General features: G+C 61.6%; 17 protein-coding genes and 1 pseudogene. 3 read left to right on the forward strand and 15 right to left on the reverse strand.

Annotated elements, in window-relative coordinates:
* Positions 1-482 (forward strand): MFS transporter (locus ACJ4V0_RS20825; protein ID WP_448301533.1); only part of this gene is annotated, 482 nt, incomplete at its 5' end.
* A gap of 51 nt (positions 483-533) precedes the next feature.
* Here ACJ4V0_RS20825 and ACJ4V0_RS20830 read toward each other — a convergent pair.
* Both ACJ4V0_RS20830 and ACJ4V0_RS20835 read right to left on the reverse strand, forming a co-directional pair.
* Complete coding sequence (locus ACJ4V0_RS20830; protein ID WP_448301534.1) at positions 534-776, reverse strand: GDCCVxC domain-containing (seleno)protein; 243 nt, start codon at positions 774-776, stop codon at positions 534-536.
* Positions 776-1,195, reverse strand: coding sequence for a mercury transporter MerT (locus ACJ4V0_RS20835; RefSeq protein ID WP_448301535.1), 420 nt, complete (start codon positions 1,193-1,195; stop codon positions 776-778). Before ACJ4V0_RS20835 ends, ACJ4V0_RS20830 begins: the two co-directional genes overlap by 1 nt.
* A 78-nt stretch (positions 1,196-1,273) precedes the next feature.
* Here ACJ4V0_RS20835 and ACJ4V0_RS20840 point away from each other — a divergent pair, with 78 nt between their 5' ends.
* Complete coding sequence (locus tag ACJ4V0_RS20840) at positions 1,274-1,672, forward strand: MerR family transcriptional regulator (protein WP_448301549.1); 399 nt, start codon at positions 1,274-1,276, stop codon at positions 1,670-1,672.
* Positions 1,673-2,101: 429 nt separating this feature from the next.
* Here ACJ4V0_RS20840 and ACJ4V0_RS20845 read toward each other — a convergent pair whose 3' ends face one another.
* From ACJ4V0_RS20845 to ACJ4V0_RS20905, 13 genes are all read right to left on the reverse strand, one after another.
* Positions 2,102-2,323, reverse strand: a complete 222-nt coding sequence (locus ACJ4V0_RS20845) for a hypothetical protein (protein ID WP_448301536.1) — start codon at positions 2,321-2,323, stop codon at positions 2,102-2,104.
* A 33-nt stretch (positions 2,324-2,356) separates the two neighbouring features.
* Positions 2,357-3,799 carry a multicopper oxidase family protein gene (locus ACJ4V0_RS20850; RefSeq protein ID WP_448301537.1) on the reverse strand — a complete coding sequence of 481 codons (1,443 nt, stop codon included), beginning with the start codon at positions 3,797-3,799 and terminating at the stop codon, positions 2,357-2,359.
* Between the two features lie 110 nt (positions 3,800-3,909).
* Positions 3,910-4,407 (reverse strand): SRPBCC family protein, encoded by a 498-nt coding sequence (locus tag ACJ4V0_RS20855; RefSeq protein ID WP_448301538.1) that lies wholly within the window; start codon positions 4,405-4,407, stop codon positions 3,910-3,912.
* The gene (locus ACJ4V0_RS20860) at positions 4,397-4,618 is read right to left on the reverse strand and encodes a DUF2933 domain-containing protein (RefSeq protein ID WP_448301539.1); all 222 of its coding nucleotides are present in this window, start codon (positions 4,616-4,618) and stop codon (positions 4,397-4,399) included. The genes ACJ4V0_RS20855 and ACJ4V0_RS20860 overlap by 11 nt, the downstream gene beginning before the upstream one ends.
* Positions 4,615-7,023: a heavy metal translocating P-type ATPase gene (locus tag ACJ4V0_RS20865; protein WP_448301540.1), complete on the reverse strand. Its 2,409-nt coding sequence runs from the start codon at positions 7,021-7,023 to the stop codon at positions 4,615-4,617. The genes ACJ4V0_RS20860 and ACJ4V0_RS20865 overlap by 4 nt, the downstream gene beginning before the upstream one ends.
* A 353-nt stretch (positions 7,024-7,376) precedes the next feature.
* On the reverse strand, positions 7,377-7,994 hold the full coding sequence (gene copM, locus ACJ4V0_RS20870; protein WP_448301541.1) for a CopM family metallochaperone: 618 nt from the start codon (positions 7,992-7,994) through the stop codon (positions 7,377-7,379).
* 93 nt (positions 7,995-8,087) lie between these two features.
* A complete protein-coding gene (locus tag ACJ4V0_RS20875; RefSeq protein WP_448301542.1) occupies positions 8,088-8,459 on the reverse strand; it encodes a hypothetical protein in 372 nt (123 codons plus the stop codon).
* Between the two features lie 20 nt (positions 8,460-8,479).
* Positions 8,480-11,629, reverse strand: coding sequence for an efflux RND transporter permease subunit (locus tag ACJ4V0_RS20880; RefSeq protein ID WP_448301543.1), 3,150 nt, complete (start codon positions 11,627-11,629; stop codon positions 8,480-8,482).
* 10 nt (positions 11,630-11,639) lie between these two features.
* Entirely contained in the window at positions 11,640-13,316 is a 1,677-nt protein-coding gene (locus ACJ4V0_RS20885) for an efflux RND transporter periplasmic adaptor subunit (protein ID WP_448301544.1), read from the reverse strand.
* A gap of 84 nt (positions 13,317-13,400) precedes the next feature.
* Positions 13,401-14,765: an ATP-binding protein gene (locus ACJ4V0_RS20890; protein ID WP_448301545.1), complete on the reverse strand. Its 1,365-nt coding sequence runs from the start codon at positions 14,763-14,765 to the stop codon at positions 13,401-13,403.
* Positions 14,758-15,441 (reverse strand): response regulator, encoded by a 684-nt coding sequence (locus ACJ4V0_RS20895; protein ID WP_448301546.1) that lies wholly within the window; start codon positions 15,439-15,441, stop codon positions 14,758-14,760. Before ACJ4V0_RS20895 ends, ACJ4V0_RS20890 begins: the two co-directional genes overlap by 8 nt.
* Before the next feature lie 281 nt (positions 15,442-15,722).
* The gene (locus ACJ4V0_RS20900) at positions 15,723-15,986 is read right to left on the reverse strand and encodes a hypothetical protein (protein WP_448301547.1); all 264 of its coding nucleotides are present in this window, start codon (positions 15,984-15,986) and stop codon (positions 15,723-15,725) included.
* 213 nt (positions 15,987-16,199) lie between these two features.
* Positions 16,200-16,673, reverse strand: a complete 474-nt coding sequence (locus tag ACJ4V0_RS20905; protein ID WP_448301548.1) for a DUF411 domain-containing protein — start codon at positions 16,671-16,673, stop codon at positions 16,200-16,202.
* An 88-nt stretch (positions 16,674-16,761) separates the two neighbouring features.
* Here ACJ4V0_RS20905 and ACJ4V0_RS20910 point away from each other — a divergent pair.
* Positions 16,762-16,923 (forward strand): annotated as a pseudogene (locus ACJ4V0_RS20910) (integrase core domain-containing protein); the annotation flags it as partial.
* Between the last annotated feature and the right edge of the window lie 447 nt (positions 16,924-17,370).

The following is a 17,370-nucleotide window of genomic DNA, read 5'->3' on the forward strand; positions in this document are numbered from 1 at the left end:
TTGCGGACCGGACCGTCATGCTGGCCGGCGCCGGGCTGCTGACTGTGGGAACACTGGCGGCTGCCGCGGTCCCGTCCTATGCCCTGCTCCTGCCGCTCTGGTTCCTCCTCGGCATCGGCTATTCCACCGCGCAGACCCCGTCAGGCCGGTTGCTCCGGCGCTCGGCCCATCCCGAAGACCGCCCGGCAGTCTTCGCCGCCCAGTTTGCCCTGTCCCATGCCTGCTGGCTCATTGCCTATCCGGTGGCGGGATGGGCGGGATCCGTGCTGGGGCTCTCCGTCACCGCGGTGCTGCTGGCGACCGGGGCAGCACTCGCCGTGATCATCACACGCATCGTGTGGCCAGCCGACGATCCGGAAGTCCTCCCCCATAGCCATGCCGACCTGCCGCCAGACCACCCGCATATCGCAACCCACGGCAGCGGCGGACGTCACGCCCATGCATTCGTCATCGATGACGTGCATCGCACTTGGCCACGCTAGCTAATTCGCTCGTCGCATATATCCAGATTTTTGCACCAGAGGAGGGCAGATCTAGGCGGCTGAAGGGCGACAGCAACCGGCCGCTTGGCCCTCGCCGTCGGCGGCGGCCTGGATGGGTGGGCAGGGCACGGAGCCATAGGAGCAGAATACGCAGCAGTCGCCAGCTAGAGGCTTCAGCAGCGTGCCACAGCCCTTGCATTCATAGAAGAACTGGCAGGCGTCGGTCGGCATCGTTTCCTTCGCCTGAAAGCCACAGTGCGGGCAGGTGATGACGGATTGCAGCTGTACAGTCATTAGCGCACCAATCTTAGGAGTATCGGCTCAATATAGGGCTCCCAGATCGTCGCTAGCCCGACGAAAGTAGAGCCAAGCATGAGAAAACTAATCATGCGCCACGACGTCACCGGCGCAGCGCACTTACCGTCGCTGTTGCAGGCAGCAAGCCGTTGCCGCGAAAAGTACAACCACCAGCCCGCGAGCAGGGTCAGGGCGGCCACCCCGAGCAGATAGGGGCGGATAGCGGCGAGCAACAAGAGGCCGCTGAATACCGCGCCGGTCGCCCCGAGACCCGCGAGCGCAAGCGGAACGACGCAACAGGACGATGACACAAGGGCCGTCATGCCTACCAGCGTACCGGCCCCTGCGAGCAGGCCCGTGGGCGGTGCAGGGATAGCTGCGGGCGGGTCGGCTTCTGCAAGCCTGGCATGGTTCATGGGATGGAACTCCATCTTTGTTTATGGCAGCCTGCATCCTGTAGTAACTACGGGAACAAGAGAAAAAACATCACGATGATGCGAGGGCTCACTAGTGGACAGCTTGCCAAGGCGGCAGGGGTGAACCTTGAGACCATTCGCTACTACGAGAACATCAAGCTGATGCCGCCTCCCCTACGTACGGAAGGGGGGCACCGGGCCTATGACGGCATCCATGTCCAGCGGCTGACTTTCATTCGCCGGTCGCGAGAGCTGGGGTTCAGCATCGAAGAAATCCGTGCCCTGCTGGCGCTATCTGCCCCTCACCACGGCTCATGCGCCGAGGTGAAGGATATTGCGGCCGGGCACCTTGCGGAGGTGCGGGCGAAACTGGCCGACCTGGCGAAGCTGGAAGCGATCCTTGCCGAGACCATTTCCCGGTGCACCGGAGACGCAGCTGCCCCATGCCCGGTTCTGGATATGCTCGACGCCAGGTAAGTGCATAAATCTGGACTTTTGACGGGCTCAGGCAATCCAACCAAATCAAACGCTTAGCCATTGCGGAAGTCCGTTGCGAAACCTCGCCCAACAGGTGCCGGTGAGAAGCCGCGAACCCCGCTCGCATGCACCCGCGAACGTCCGCTTGCGGCACGGGGGCGAAGGTCGGCAGTGCAGGCGCGAAGCTGACCCAGGCGCTAGCCGCTCTTGGGCCCCAAGCTGAAGTTCGCAACGTCTGCTTGCCGCTTGAGCGAAGTGCGATCGATCGGGAATTTTCACAGCACGAGAGCTGTGTTGTGCCCTCTGCGGACACCAATGTGTTGGAGGGCGATGGACGACGCCGGCAGAACAGGCAGACCCTGCATCGCGCAGTTCGCATGGTGCGCAACAGTCGACGCAGGTGATCCGGGCATCAGTCCATGCAAGGCGTTACGACCTCTTGCCGCCGAGCGCGACGATCCACAGGCCGATCAGATTAACGACCGGCACGAAGGCAAGCGCCGCCCATAGTGGCGAATAGCCCAGCCGTCGCAGGATCAGACCTACCGGATAAATGATGAGAGCCAGCAGCGCGACCATCATCACCCAGTGATTAACGCCCCAGCCGCCCATCCACATCGTTTCGCCATACCATCCGTAACCCTGCATCATGTCGGTATTCCTCCAGTCGAGGGCCCCCGCGGCTTAGCTGACGACCACCTCGGTCATCATGCCGGTCGCCATGTGGTAGAGATGGTGGCAGTGGAGATACCAGCGGCCGCGCTTGTCGAGGTCGACGGCCACCGTCACCGGCATGTGCGGTGGCACGATCACCGTGTCGCGCACAGGGCCGGAGAAGCGTCGCGAACCAACACCAACGACCTGGAAATGATGACCATGCAGATGCATGGGGTGCATCATTGACGTAGGGTTCATAAACGTGATTTCGACGCGCTGGCCGAGCTGGAACTTGTGGGGGCGATTGCGGCCATGCACCGCGCCGTCGATCAGCCAGCGATAGCCCTCAGCCTCACCTAGCATCATTGGAATCCTGCGGTCGGCCCGGCGGGCCGGCAGCGGTACCCGAGCGGTAAGCGCAGCATCAAGCGACAGATCGGTGTACGGAGCGGCGACCGCCGCCGTGTCTGGAATGCGCGCGACATTCGCCCCCGGCGTTGCCAGCACAATGCCCGTGCGCACCGTCGCGGCTTCGACTTGTGCCAGGACCGGAAAGACGCCACCCTCGGCCGGAATCGTCACCGCGAGGTCGATCCGCTGGCCCTGCGCCAGCGGGAAGCGTCGACCCGTCATCGGCTGACATGAGCTGCCATCGACGGCGATACACCGAGCGTCCAACGCGCCGGTGTCGATGAAGAACGCCGTTGCCGTCGCGCCATTGATGACCCGCAGGCGGACCGATACGCCGCGCTCGATGCGAACCACGTCGGGATCGTCAAGTGTTCGGTCATTGGCGAGAAAGGCGTCATAGCGGACGTCGTTTGCATGGAGCATGCTCGCTCCGTGGCTACCGTGGTGCACGCCGCCGCCGTGCATCATGCCGCCGGCTCTAGCTGGCGGCTGCCCCTGGGGGCCATGACCGCCATGGGCGCTCGCGCCACCGAGTTCGGCGAGGATTTCGGTCGGCGGGCGGAAGGCGAAGTCGTGCAGCATGATCACGACGTCCTGTATGTCGCCCGCATCCTTATCCCGCGTGATCATCGGCGCGGCGAGCAGTTGCTGCTCGCTCAGCTGATGCGCGTGCATCCAATGAGTACCGGGAGTGAGACGGAAGGCATGGGTATCGCTGGCCCCGGGGGCAATCGCGCCGCCGTCAGGGCGCGACCGGTCCTGCTCTTCGGAGGCATAAATCTGCCCGTGCCAGTGCATGACGAGCGGCTCGGAGGTTCGATTGAGGATCGCGCCTGCGAAGCTGTCCCCTTCGCTGGCGAAGTGGCCGAAACGTCCGTCAGCTCCACTGATACCATAGACGGTCGCGCCGCGGCGCTTGACCTCGATCTGCCGCGTGGCAACGGTGAGGAGTGGAGCCTGAGCCTGCGCTTGACTGGCACGCGCTCCCGTCAGCGCCAACGCCGATGCGCCGGCCAGAAACGAACGGCGGTCCAATCCAAGTTTCAGATTTCCAATCATCACGCCCTCGCATTCGATGGATAGACGTCACGTTGGCGTACCGAAGTCTCTCGGATATTTCAGCCGGGTAACAAATTGCATCAGGAAACCGACCGATGACTTGCGCTGTCTCAACCGGCGACGGCCCGCGAGACGCTTCCGGCGTCCGTAACGATGCGACTAAGGCAGCATCTCGCACAGGCTGGCCCAAGCGCGCGGGAAATCGTCGCCAGAGCCATGCGCTCCGGCAGACGATAGTCACTGAACACCGTAAGCCGGGAACCGGCGCCTTCCAGAGTGATATCGAACCCCATCCTGTACCAGGCGAGGATCAACAGGCGTGGTGAGCCCGTGGTCTCCCAGACCTTTCGGACCGGCGGCATCCGTTCAATAACGGTTTCGCTTACCGAGAGCGTCAGGCCGAGCACGTTTCCGGTCATGCGGATGATGGAGCCGACAGCCTGTCCTGCCGCCGCGTCGAGTTCGTAGCGCATGGTGCCACCGAGCATGGCGGCCGATGGCTTCGACATATGCGCGCCGAAGCGGGCGGGGTCGTCTAAAGCCGCGAAGAGGCGCGCCGGCTCCGTCGCAACGAGAACAGTTCGTTCGAGGTGGCGCTCAGTGCTCATGCCGCCGGCCTTCCGGCAGTTGCACTTCGCGATGCCTGCCGTGCCCGCCATGACCATGGAAGAGATGCAGCAAAGGACAGGCAAGGAGCAGCAGGTAAGGCAAAAGCCCAAGCGCATGGCTCCAATGCTCGCGCAGGACATAGAAGGCGGCGATGATCGCCAGCGACGCCAGTGCAATCGCGAACGGTTGGTTCAGGACCGTCTTGTTCATGGTTTAAAGCTCCTGAGGCGCAATGCATTGCCGATGACGCTGACCGAGGAGAGCGCCATGGCCGCTGCTGCGATGATGGGGGAGAGCAGGATGCCGAAGACGGGGTAGAGAACGCCCGCCGCCACCGGCACGCCGGCGGCGTTGTAGATGAAGGCAAAGAACAGGTTCTGCCGGATGTTGCGCATGGTCGCCTGGCTGAGGCGGCGCGCTCGCATGATGCCGGTGAGATCTCCCTTGAGCAGCGTGACGCCGGCGCTCTCCATGGCTACGTCCGTGCCTGTACCCATGGCGATGCCAACATCCGCCGCAGCCAGCGCCGGCGCGTCGTTGACGCCGTCGCCGGCCATGGCGACGACCCGGCCTTCGCGCTTGTAGCGCTCCACGACGGCGCTCTTTTGCTCGGGCAGCACTTCCGCCTCGACGTCGCCGATGCCGAGCTTCCCTGCCACCGCCAACGCCGTGGTGCGGTTGTCGCCGGTGAGCATGACGAGGCGGATGCCTTCGCGCCGCAGTGCGGCAATGGCGTCCGGCGTCGAGGCCTTAATCGGATCGGCGATGGCGAATGCTGCCGCGACCTTGCCATCGACCCCCATGAAAATCGCTGTCGCCCCGTCCTTGCGCATCTCCTCAGCGGCGTCGGCGAGCGGACCAGCATCTATGCCCTGCTCCTTGAGAAAAGCGCCAGCGCCGAGCACCACGCGCCGGCCCTCGACCGTAGCCATGGCGCCCTTGCCGGTGGGCGAGTCGAATTCCGATGCCGAAGGAAGATCGAGCCCGCGTTCCTCCGCCTTGCGGACGATCGCAAGCGCCAGCGGGTGCTCGCTGAGGCGTTCGACGCCGGCCGCCAGCCTCAGTGCATCAGCTTCTCCGAAGCCGGCCACCAGCCTGATATCCGTCACCGCCGGCTTGCCTTCGGTCAGCGTCCCGGTCTTGTCGACAACAATCGTGTCGACCTTCTCCATCCGCTCTAGCGCCTCGGCGTTCTTGATGAGGACGCCGCTCTCCGCGCCGCGCCCGACGCCGACCATGATGGACATCGGGGTGGCGAGGCCGAGCGCGCAGGGGCATGCGATGATGAGCACGGCGACCGCAGCCACGAGAGCGTAGGCAAAGCGGGGTTCTGGGCCGAGGACCATCCAGGCCGTGAAAGCAAGAACGGCCACGCCGATCACGACGGGCACGAACCAGCCCGAGACCTCGTCCGCGAGCCGCTGGATCGGCGCGCGCGATCGCTGCGCTTGCGCGACGAGATGCACGATCTGCGACAGCATGGTGTCGCGCCCGATCCGTTTTGCCTCGACGACCAGCGCGCCGCTCTGGTTCACCGTGCCACCGATGACCCCGGCTCCGACCTCTTTCGTCACGGGCATCGACTCGCCCGTCACCATGGATTCGTCGACGGCACTGCGGCCCTCCACCACCGCGCCATCCACCGGCACCTTCTCGCCCGGTCGGACGCGCAGCCGGTCGCCGACCACGACCGCGTCGAGCTCGACCTCCTCGTCCGTTCCGTCCGGTCGGATGCGTCGCGCGGTGCGCGGCGCGAGGTCGAGGAGTGCGCGGATGGCACCGCCGGTGCTTTCGCGCGCGCGGAGCTCCAGTACCTGGCCGAGCAGCACCAGTACGGTGATGACAGCCGCCGCCTCGAAATACACCGCGACCGCGCCGCCCGAACTCCGGAAAGCCGCCGGAAAGAGCCCCGGCGCGGCCGTGGCGACGATGCTATAGAGCCAGGCGACGCCCACGCCCATGGCAATTAGCGTGAACATGTTGAGGCTGCGGTTGGTGACCGAGCGCCAGCCGCGGACAAGAAGCGGCCATCCCGCCCAGAGCACCACTGGTGTCGCGAACAGGAACTGCAACCAGTTGCCGGTCTGCTGGCCCAGGAACCTATGCAGGCCAGTTAGATGGCCACCCATCTCCAGCGCCACCACTGGCAAGGTCAGCAAGGTGCCGATCCAGAACCGGCGCGTGAAGTCGGCGAGTTCCGGGTTGGGTCCCGCCTCGGCGCCCGCCAGCTCGGGCTCCAGCGCCATGCCACAGATGGGGCAACTCCCGGGTCCGACTTGGCGGATCTGCGGATGCATGGGGCAGGTGTAGACAGTGCCCTCGGGCATAGAGACGGTCGGCTGCGTCGGCGCCAGGTAGCGTTCGGGATCGGCCGCGAACTTGTCGCGGCAGCCGACGGAGCAGAAATGGTGGGTGTGGCCGGCATGATCTGCGTGGTGGTGCGGCGTTTTCGCTGGATCGACCGTCATGCCACAGACGGGGTCGCGAAACTCGGTCTGGCCGGTCGCGCCCGGTAGCTGAGCATCATGTAGATGTGCATGACCGGAATGGTCGTGAGGATGATGGTCATGGTCGCCGCTTGCGCAGTCTGCGGTTTTGTCGCGGTGAATTGCCATTGGCGCTCTCCAGACGTCTTTTTCCTACAGCGGCCTAAAAATAATGAATCCTACGCCTTTCACAGAAGCTGTGTTGGGCGCGACAGTCAGCCAGATATCCTGCGCCGAACGACCTGATCATAGGGCACGACCAGCTCTGGACTAATTGCATCCCGATGCCTTCCACATATCGCCAATGCGGGCTTAGGCCTTAGGGCAGTAGAATAAGCGAGCCCGGCACCAAGGGGCGGACCTTGGCACCGGGCCCCGACTATCCACCCGGCTCGGTGGATAGTGTTCTTGACTGGTATCGCGGCCGGAACGCGGAGAGCGCCCTCGCCGATGAACGCCCTTCTTGCAGCTGTGCGCGAGGCTCAGCGGGCGTTCTTTGCCAGCCACTCCCGCATTTCGGCGATCTCGCGCTCCTGGGCTGCGATGATCTCGTTGGCCCACTTCTTGGTCTGCTCGTTCGTCCCAAATTGCAGAACTACTCTCGCCATTTCGATCGCACCTTGATGGTGCGGGATCATGCCGCGCACAAAGTCGACGTCGGCATTGCCGGTAAAAGTGATCGCCATATCGCGATGCATCCTTGCGTTTGCCTCCTCGTAGGCGCGGGTAGAAGGCGCCGCTGCGGTGGACGTCTGACCATGCCCCTGGTGGCCCGAGCCAGTCGTGGCGCCCATCCCCATCCCATGACCGCCCATCATGCCCTGCATCATCGGCATCATGTCCCGCATCATCGGAGCCATGCGCTCCATCATCTGTGCACGTTCCTGCGGTGAAGCCGCGCGCATGCGCTCCATCATCGGCATCATTTCGCGCATCGTTCGCATCATTCTGTCCATGTCGGCAGCCGGAGCCGCCTGCTGCCCCTGAGGCTGGCTCGCGCCGTGACCGGCGTGTGGATTCTGCGCGAGGCTCCCCGTGCTTGCAGCGGTCGCCAGCAACAATGCTATTGCCACGCGTTTGGCGACGAATTTGGCGGACATATTGAAGTCTCCCGTTCGGTCTGGACTAACTGAAGCAATGGACCTGCTTCGTTGCAGCGCGATCTCGAACGTGTAACGAAATATTACTATGACTCAGAAGCGCGCCTGCGCTGTCGCGCCATCGGGCCCGGTGATCTGAACCGCGCCCTTTACGCCGGACGGTACCGGCGCCGGCGCGGTACCAACCATTCGGTTCGATTGGTCGGGCTGCAGGGTGAAGCGTTGGGTGGTGCCGCCGACGACTAGTATCGCATTGGCGCGGTAGCCTTGCGTTGGGATGGCCTGGTCATTGGCGTCAAAGAGGAACACCACGACTTGCGTCGTTCCATTCGCCAACAGCTCAACGTGATGGCGCGCACCGGCATCGACTTTGAGCCCGCCATTCGGCCCGGGGCGCGGTTCATGCGCCAAAGCGGGGGCGGCGAGAGAAAGGCCAAGCAGCGCGGCGACGATAAGGCGTGTCATTTTGAGCTCCGTATTGAGGATCAGAAGGATTCCAAGGGTTTTGCGACCGTGGGGCCGCCAACGGTTGACCGCTCCGGTTCGCGGATCTGCGCCACAAGACGTTCGAGCGGCTTTCGGCCGTAGCGAAGAAACAATGTCGGCGTTAGGAACGTGTCGAGCACGGTGGCTGTCACAAGGCCGCCGAAAATGGTGATGGCGACCGGATGCAGGATTTCCTTGCCGGGCGCGGAAGGGTCAATCATCAGCGGAACGAGGGCGACCCCCGCCGATAGCGCCGTCATAAGTACCGGGGTCAAGCGCTCAAGCGACCCGCGCATTACAAGCTCGGGGCCGAAGCTCATGCCGTCATGAATCGCAAGATTGATGTAGTGGCTGATCTTCAAGATGCCGTTGCGTGTTGCGATGCCGGTCAAGGTGATAAACCCGACCATGGAGGCGACCGACAGCGGCTGGCCTGCCAACCACAGCGCGGTTACGGAGCCAATCAACGCAAGCGGCACGCTCGCCATAATGATGGCCACGAACAGGACGGAACGGTACCGCGAGTATAGGATCGCGAAGATCATGGCGAGGGAGAGAAGGCTGAGCATACCGATCGTACGCATGGACTCTTCCTGAGCCTGGAAGGTACCTTCGAGACTGATGAAAAATCCCGCCGGCAACTGGTGTGCAGCAATCAATTGGCGGATCTGAGCCACCACGGTAGCCATGTCGGCCGCGCCGTCTGTATTGGCCATGACCACGACGCGACGCTTCCCGTTTTCACGCAGAATCTGGTTAGGGCCGTCTGCCTCGACGATGTCGGCAATCTGGCGAACCGGAACCCATCCGACAGGTGTTTCGATCAGAAGGTCTGCGAGGCCCTGCGTCGTTCGCCGCTCGTCCTGGAGTCGTACTACCACATCGAAACGACGATTGCCGTCGACGATCCTGGAGACGACGCGGCCATTGGAAAGTCGCTCGAGTTGTTCTGTGATCGCCGCTGGCTGCAACCCGTAGAGGGCCGCGCGCCGGTAGTCGACGATCACTTCGAGCTGTGGGATCCGCACCTGTTTTTCGACTTGAAGGTCGACGACGCCGGGGACGGCGGCCAGCTTCTGCCGCAGCTCTTCGGCGAGCGACCGGATTGTGTCGAGGTCCTCTCCAAAGACCTTCAGCGCGATCTGGGCGCGGACCCCTGACAGCATGTGATCAAGACGATGGGATATCGGCTGTCCCATGTTTGTTGTCGCGGGGAGCACGGACAATCGCGCGCGGATGTCGTTGATGATCTCGTTCTTGGAACGCCCGCTTGGGTGCAGGTCCACGTCGATCTCCGAGGAATGGACGCCTTCGGCATGCTCGTCTAGTTCGGCTCGCCCGGTTCGACGGCCAACCAGCTTCACCTCTGGGACCTCCATGATAATCTTCTCGGCGATCAAACCGACGCGGTGGCTCTCGGCCAGAGAAATTCCGGGATTGAAGAGCATCGATATGGTCAGCGTTCCTTCATTGAAGGGCGGTAGAAACGAGCGTGGTAGTTGGGTCGCAAAGGCGCCTGCGGCCAGCACGCCCGTTAGCGCCCCGGCCATCAACGTGCGTGGGTGGCGGAACGACCAGTCGAGAAGGCGGCGATTGCCGCGCTTCAACACCCGTACGACAAGCCCCTCATGATCATCGAGGCGCTTCAGCCCCGGGAGCATGTAATAGGCCATGACCGGAGTTAAAGTAATCGAGACTACAAGGCTTGCGAGAATGGAGATGATGTAGGCTTGCCCAAGCGGTGCGAATAGTCGTCCCTCAATGCCTGACAATGCGAATAGCGGGACGAAGACGAGGACGATGATCATCGTCGCGTAGACGATCCCCGATCGCACCTCCTGGCTTGCGGACACAACCACGTCGAACACCGTTCGCGGGTTGCCCTTTTCCCGGTTCTCGCGCAGGCGGCGGAAAATGTTCTCGACATCGACCACGGCGTCATCGACCAATTCGCCGATGGCGATAGCGAGACCGCCCAGCGTCATAGTGTTGATGGACAGGCCCATCAGATGGAAGACGATTGCGGTAATGAGGATCGAGACCGGGATCGCGGTCAAGGAGATCGCGGTGGTGCGGACGTTCAGCAGGAAGGCGAACAGGATGATCGCCACCACGACGATGGCCTCGAGGAGCACCTTCTTCACATTGCCTATCGACGTCTCGATGAAGCTGGCTTGTCGGAACAGGATCTGATCGGCGCGAATGCCATTCGGCAGTGTTGCGGTAATGTCTCGAACAGCCTGCTCCACCTGAGCGGTCAGCCGAATGGTATCGACGCCCGGCTGCTTTTCGACGGACACGATGACGGCTGATCGCCCCTGGAAGCCCGCATCGCCGCGCTTGTTTCTTGGAGCGAAAGAGACATCCGCAACTTGCCGTAAGGCGACCGGTTGACCGCCGACAGTTGCGACGACAATGCTACGTAAGTCGTCCAAGCTGCGGGTGCTTCCGATGTTTCTGATGAGGAACTCGCGGCTGTATTGATCCGTGAAGCCGCCTCCGGTATTCGAGCCAAATTGTGCGAGCGCTGCCTCGATCTGCGGCTGAGTTACCCTCAACATACGCATAGCGGCCGGGTTGGGAGAAACTCGGTATTGGCGCACTTCACCGCCAATAGGAATCACCTGTGCCACACCAGGGATCGTGAGCAGACGGGGTCGGACTGTGAAGTCGGCCAGTTCGCGAAGGTCCATCGCAGAAACGCCATCGGGCCCCGTGATGGCGATAAGCAAAATCTGGCCCATGATCGAGTTAATCGGCCCCATTTGGGGGACGACATTCGTCGGAAGCTGCGCCTGAACAAGCGAGAGGCGTTCTGCAATTTGCTGTCGATTACGGTATATTTCGGTTCCCCAATCGAATTCGACATAGATGATCGATAGGCCGACGCCGGACGTTGACCGCACGCGGGCAACGCCCGGTAGACCGTTCATCTGTGTTTCGATGGGGAAAGTGACCAACTGCTCGACCTCGGGCGGTGCGAGCCCCTCAGCTTCCGTCATTATGGTCACTGTCGGCCGATTGAGATCCGGAAACACGTCGACGGGCAGCTTGGTGACAGTGAACCCGCCGTAAACAATGAGCACGGCTGCGAAGGCCAGCACGAAGAGGCGATTGCGGAGTGACTGCGTTACGAGGAAATTGAACATCTCTCGTGCCTCAGCGAATCTGGTTCAGGAGTTCGGCGCCTTGAGTCACGATTCGCTTTCCAGCCGCGATCCCCGAAACAATCAGCACGCGAGAGCCGTCAAGCGGCTCGACACGCACTTCGCGTGGCAGGAAGCGTTCGGCATTGGTGTGCTCGTATACGATCGATTGGCCATTGGGACCGCGCAGTACGCTCGTCCGCGGAACGGCAATGCCGCTGCGCTCTTCTTGGGTGGAGGCCAGCACCGTTAGCAATTGACCAGCCCGCAGACCGCTTGTGGTACCCTCGACGCTGAACTGGATCGGGATAGCCTGATTTCGGTCTGCCAAACCGGAGCCACGAAAGGCGAGTGACACTGTACGGCCGTCGCCCAGACGCCCGTTTGCCGAACCATTAATTGCATGGGCCTCAAAGCTGAGAGCCTCAACCCAAAACCGCGATGGATCAATGATCTGGAAGATCACCACGTTCGGTTCGGCAATCTGGCCGGCAACAGCCTGCACCGCTGCGATTACACCGGTCACGGGAGCGAGCAGTTTCTCGGGTTCGCTCGGAGCTCGCTCGAGATTGGCGCGGCGAGTTCGTAAGCCCCTGAGTTCCAGTTCCGCATCTTCAATCTGGGCACGTGCCACAATGCTCTGCAGCTGGCGCAAGCGCTCCAGACGACGCTCCGCCAAAGCAATCTGCTGATCTAGTTCCCGAGACTGCTGTTGTTGTGTAGTTAAATCCGCAGCTCCGATCGCTGGCTGGACTAAGGCTAGAACATCACCAGCGGATACTTGCTTCCCCAGCCTCGGGAAGCCACCGGGGGGTGGAACCAAGCGCCCGGCTACTGAAGCCTGAACATAACCTGCAGCACCTGGATCGGGGATCACCCGGGCGGGCAGCTCAACGGTGAGGGGGAAAGTCTGCACCTCAGTCAAGAGCGTCCGCAATGCAAGAATGCGCTGCGTCGTTTTAGGCACAAAGATCGCTCCATCGGCGAAGCGCTGAGCGACATCCCTCTCGGCTATGGCGGGCGGCGGGCCCGTCACGCTTGACGCGTGACCAGCGGAAGGCAGTCCAAGAACCACAGCAAGCAGCACGGCGGCCGCGGGCGCTCGATAGCGCCGCCGTGCAAAGCTGGCGATGACCAGGCCGGCAATGAAAGACCCTCCGCCTACCAACCACAGGCTCACATCGTTGTTCGCCAAGCGCGTGCCCATATCGCTCGCCCAGGCAGACCCCACGATCCGTTGCCACAATCCCGTCGAAGTAACTGTTCGCGCTGAAGGCTCTGGGATGGTCAAGGTTGCGGTGAGTACATCGACCGTGCCATTCGCCTCGACTGTGAACGCGAGAGCAAAGCTACCCGGTCTGGCCAGCCAAGGAGCGTCCAAAAGATAGGCACCATCGCCCGTCGGCGCTGCTAGTCCGGTCCCCTCAGGCCCGTCGACCTCGATCTTGGCATTCTCGACGGGTTGGTTTTCCCGAAACGTATCGAGGTAAATCCGTAACCGGCCGGAGCGGGCAATCGCAACGAGTTCGAAGTCGGTCGAGGAAGCATCTGCGCGAGGCGCAATTGTAACGGACACCGGCGGCGGCGGTGCCCCATGATCGTGCCCTTCGTGAGCGGCAATGGGCGATGAAACCAGCAGAGCCGCAATGATCAAGAAGCATCGAAAACGGCGGGGGGAGTCAGCATTCATGGCAGATCCGGTCGCAGACTATGTCACCTCATCAGACTAAACGGGGTTCTGCAGGGATAAATTTCTGTTTTGTAACACAACATTTCACGCTGACGGTGGCCGCTTTGGGAGACGAACCGTTGCGATCAGGCCGCCATCGACATGATTGTGCAGGGACAACGAGCCCTCATGTCCCTCGATGATCGCGTGGGCAATGGTGAGCCCCAGTCCGAAGCCGCCAGTCTTCTGATTTCGTGACGGCTCGAGCCGAACGAAGGGTGCAAGAGCACGATGCACTTGTTCAGGCGCAATACCCGGTCCGTAGTCTCGAACGGACACGACGACCTGATCTGGGCGGTCGTCAACCTGAACCTCGGCGCAGTGACCGTATTTGACGGCATTTTCGATTAGGTTGCCAAATGCCCGCTTGAGGGCAAGCCTCCGACCTGGCACGTTGGCGTTGGCTGATCCGGCGAGGCTAACCGCCAACCCTCGGTCGGAAGCGTCGTCGGTGATTGTTCCGAGGATTGCAAAGATGTCGACAGGTCGGATCTCCTCATCGGCTCGGTCTCCGCGCAGGAACGCGAGCGTCTGATCAAGCATCCTCTCCATTTCGTCGAGATCTGCCGCGATGGCAGCACGTGCTCCTAGATCGGCGACGTCCTCAACTCGAAAGCGCAACCTAGTAATAGGCGTCTTAAGGTCGTGTGACACAGCGGCGAGAGCCTGTGTCCGGTCATCGATCAAATGGCCAATCCGCCTCTGCATATCATTGAACGCGACTGCAAGCTCCCTGACCTCCCGCGGGCCACTTTCCGGTACCAGGACGGCACTCTTACCGCGATAAAGGTGTCTCGATGCTGTGACGAACCCGGTGAGGGGGCCAGTGAGCCAGCGCACCAGCAGCAACGAGATGACGATTGCGCCGAGAGCCATCAGTGTCGTGGACATGAGCGTCCCGTGCCCTGCTGGAACCCGAGGTGTCCATGCGACAAGGCCCACGTTGACCCATGACGAGTCGGGCAAGCGAATCGAGACCAATGCGAGATGCGGATCATCGGCGACCCTGTGGTTCGCTCCGATGATAAGGCCATCCCCGTCAATTTCCGGCGCTATCTCCCGTAGTCGCCGTCCAAGGGCTTCCCATTTGGCGGATCCGGAACCGCCCGAGACCGCGTGCTCCGTTCTGCTCCAGTGGGCGGAAATTGGTCCGCCCGAAAGTTCGTGCGCAACCGTATCTCTTTCATTATCTGGAACACGCATCACGGCCCGCTTGATGGCAAGCAGATGGTCCGCCAGCCGAGCTTCGTTCGCCAGATCGAGCTCCCTAGTGAGGCTATGCTGGTAGGTCCAGATGCTGGCTAGATGCACCAGGCCAATTCCCAGCACGACGACAAAGGTCGCGCGAAGCGCGAGGCTATCAAAGCGCCTCCACCATCCGACTAGAGCTTGTGGCGCGACATCAGCCACGGGTCACGTCCGCGGCAAAGAGATAGCCAGCTCCTCGCACCGTCTTGATCAAATCTTCAGCGCCGTTCAGCTTCCGACGAAGGCGGCTGACCTGGACATCGATTGATCGATCAAAAGCCTCGATAGCCCGGTTCCGCGCTGCATCCAGGAGGAAATCGCGACTTAAGACCCTCTGAGGCGCTTCAAGGAACGCCAACAACAGATCATGCTCTCCCGTAGAGAGGTCGACTACGACCCCATTCGGATCGACTAGATCCCGCTTGAGTGTATCGAGCCGCCAACCAGCGAACAAGAACGCCCGCCCGGCTCGTCCCGGCCGATCCGTGTCCCGACTCCCGGCGCGTCGCAATACGGCACTAATCCGCGCCAGCAGTTCGCGAGGATTGAACGGCTTAGGCAGGTAGTCGTCGGCGCCGAGTTCGAGGCCAACGATCCTATCTGTTTCCTCGCCCTTTGCGGTAAGCATGATGATCGGGACAGACGATGTCCGGCGCAAGTCGCGGCATAGGTCGAGGCCACTTCGGCCTGGTAGCATGAGGTCGAGAATAATGAGATCGATGGCGCTACGGCTCAGAGACTCCTCCATCTCCAAACCGTTTCGAGCCGTATGCACGCGAAAGCCGTTCAAACGGAGGAACTTCGCGACGAGCGAAAGGATCTCACCGTCGTCGTCCACGACCAAGACTTCGAACTGGGATTCCAAAGGATCTTTGCGTGTCAATGTCTCCACGAGCGGGTTTCGTGCCATCGTAGAATTGTATGCCGGACCATTATGATCTGCTATTACGCTATTGTAACAGTTTGTTTCAATTGACGGCGGGTTATGGATTGCGAGATCTGGTGAGGCACGGATTATGTAGCGAACTTTCCTATCAGCATTTCATTTCGCCGCCGTGAATCCACCTCCGACGCTGACTAAAGAAGAAGAGGCCCCGTAGGAGCCTCTTCCTTGTCAACTTAGAAGGTGCCGCCGATCGCTGGTGCGGCCGGCGGGTAGTTCGTGGCATCGTTGCTAAGGACAGCCCGACCTTCCTGCTGGCGAGGCGCGCGGGTCATCTCCTGCCGACGGATCGCTTCGACCCCCGAACGAATGCCCCTCTGTGCGTCAAGGAACTCATGCCGTTCACGCTCCTCGGGCGACAACGTGCTCGGAAACGGACCTCCCGCCATTGCGGCACCCGAGATTGCGAGGAAAGAAAGCGTCGCGAGAACGCGGTACATGATCAATCTCCAATTTGCGAAGACCTTGTTGGTCTACGGAAGTGATCCTGCCCCGATCATTTTGCGCGAGTGTCTCTCAACCATGACCAAACTTTCGATCTCTGAAACAAATTATTGCCGCAGCTCATGCGAACTTAAGTGCACCTTCGTTCGTCCAGCCGAACCAAGGCGCGTAACGCTTAATGGCGGTTATCCGAAGCAGGCCATCTTCGGTCAAGATTGGCGCTCCGCACCAACATATGTCGCAAATACCGAGGTGCGACTACCGTGAAAAAGAAGGACCTCGTATCGGTCTGGATCTACCCCTTCAACTTCCATTCCAGGGGATCCGACTGGCATGCGAGGCACCGCCAGCCCGGTGGCATAAGGTCTGGTATCAAGAAGTCGCAAAACCTCCCCCGCGGGAACGTGTCCTTCCAACAGGTAGCTGCCAATGACCGCAGTATGGCAAGAGCGCAGCTCCGGGGGCACGCCGAGCTCGGTCTTTTTCCTGTTCATTTGGGAAAGCATTTGCACATCCGTCTCAAAACCCGCCGCCTGGATGTGATCGACCCAGCCCCCGCAGCAGCCGCAATTCTCGTCCCGGTAAACAACCATACGTGCGACATTTGCTAGGCTCCTCCTCCCAGTGGAGAGAAGGGCTGGTGCGCTGAGAACCAGCATCAAGCTTCTTCGTGAGATCGCCATGCTTTAGCCTGCCGCCGGTTTGGTGGATGCGGATTCAGGCTAAGCCACCCTACGCTCGATCTCAACCGGGCTGTCGTAGCCGATGGTCGAGTGCCTGGACGCGCACTGGTTCCTGACACTTGCGGACGCAGCCGGAAAGTTGGAGGCTTGTCGGAGATAATACAACGAGGATCGGCCGCACGGGGCCATCGGCAACAAGCCTCCGATCTCGCTGCAAAATCCCGGTAGCGCTCTCAGCCCGCTATTGTGACCAAGGCCCGGAAACCGACCCTTGCGCGGTCCAAAGATGTGTCTCGAACAAGTTATCTCCTTTCTGTGACTGGGGCTAGACTGTTGCGAGCGTACTCCTAACGGTCCACTTTGCCCGTCTATCGGATTCGCCACGCCTAGTGCGCCCCCTGGAGTTGACCCGCTTCCGCGGACGGTTCGCGGCTTGGGCGGGTCAACTCCACCCCTTCCGCGAAGGCCCGAGTCGACAAGGCCGCGCTCAATCTCCACCATCGCCCTAGCGAGACGCCACTGCTTCAATATGCGTGAAACGCTGGCCCTCAGGCCCCAAACTCAGCCCTCAGCCGCTCTTTGGAAACCTCATCACAGATGGCCGGGTCCATCGCTTCCGCAACGAGATCTCGCCAGAACTGCTCAAGCGCCTCGCGCGTGACGCCGAGGAGGACGGCCGGGCCTCCGCTACCGACGC

The sequence above is a fragment of the Phreatobacter aquiterrae genome (genome assembly GCF_053471285.1).

What these genes read in the sequence shown, in the direction of transcription:
- ACJ4V0_RS20830 (WP_448301534.1), bottom strand. Translation starts at nt 776, where the DNA reads ATGACTGTACAGCTGCAATCCGTCATCACCTGCCCGCACTGTGGCTTT.
- ACJ4V0_RS20835 (WP_448301535.1), bottom strand. Translation starts at nt 1,195, where the DNA reads ATGAACCATGCCAGGCTTGCAGAAGCCGACCCGCCCGCAGCTATCCCT.
- ACJ4V0_RS20840 (WP_448301549.1), top strand. Translation starts at nt 1,274, where the DNA reads ATGCGAGGGCTCACTAGTGGACAGCTTGCCAAGGCGGCAGGGGTGAAC.
- ACJ4V0_RS20845 (WP_448301536.1), bottom strand. Translation starts at nt 2,323, where the DNA reads ATGATGCAGGGTTACGGATGGTATGGCGAAACGATGTGGATGGGCGGC.
- ACJ4V0_RS20850 (WP_448301537.1), bottom strand. Translation starts at nt 3,799, where the DNA reads ATGATTGGAAATCTGAAACTTGGATTGGACCGCCGTTCGTTTCTGGCC.
- ACJ4V0_RS20855 (WP_448301538.1), bottom strand. Translation starts at nt 4,407, where the DNA reads ATGAGCACTGAGCGCCACCTCGAACGAACTGTTCTCGTTGCGACGGAG.
- ACJ4V0_RS20860 (WP_448301539.1), bottom strand. Translation starts at nt 4,618, where the DNA reads ATGAACAAGACGGTCCTGAACCAACCGTTCGCGATTGCACTGGCGTCG.
- ACJ4V0_RS20865 (WP_448301540.1), bottom strand. Translation starts at nt 7,023, where the DNA reads ATGGCAATTCACCGCGACAAAACCGCAGACTGCGCAAGCGGCGACCAT.
- copM (WP_448301541.1), bottom strand. Translation starts at nt 7,994, where the DNA reads ATGTCCGCCAAATTCGTCGCCAAACGCGTGGCAATAGCATTGTTGCTG.
- ACJ4V0_RS20875 (WP_448301542.1), bottom strand. Translation starts at nt 8,459, where the DNA reads ATGACACGCCTTATCGTCGCCGCGCTGCTTGGCCTTTCTCTCGCCGCC.
- ACJ4V0_RS20880 (WP_448301543.1), bottom strand. Translation starts at nt 11,629, where the DNA reads ATGTTCAATTTCCTCGTAACGCAGTCACTCCGCAATCGCCTCTTCGTG.
- ACJ4V0_RS20885 (WP_448301544.1), bottom strand. Translation starts at nt 13,316, where the DNA reads ATGAATGCTGACTCCCCCCGCCGTTTTCGATGCTTCTTGATCATTGCG.
- ACJ4V0_RS20900 (WP_448301547.1), bottom strand. Translation starts at nt 15,986, where the DNA reads ATGTACCGCGTTCTCGCGACGCTTTCTTTCCTCGCAATCTCGGGTGCC.
- ACJ4V0_RS20905 (WP_448301548.1), bottom strand. Translation starts at nt 16,673, where the DNA reads ATGGCGATCTCACGAAGAAGCTTGATGCTGGTTCTCAGCGCACCAGCC.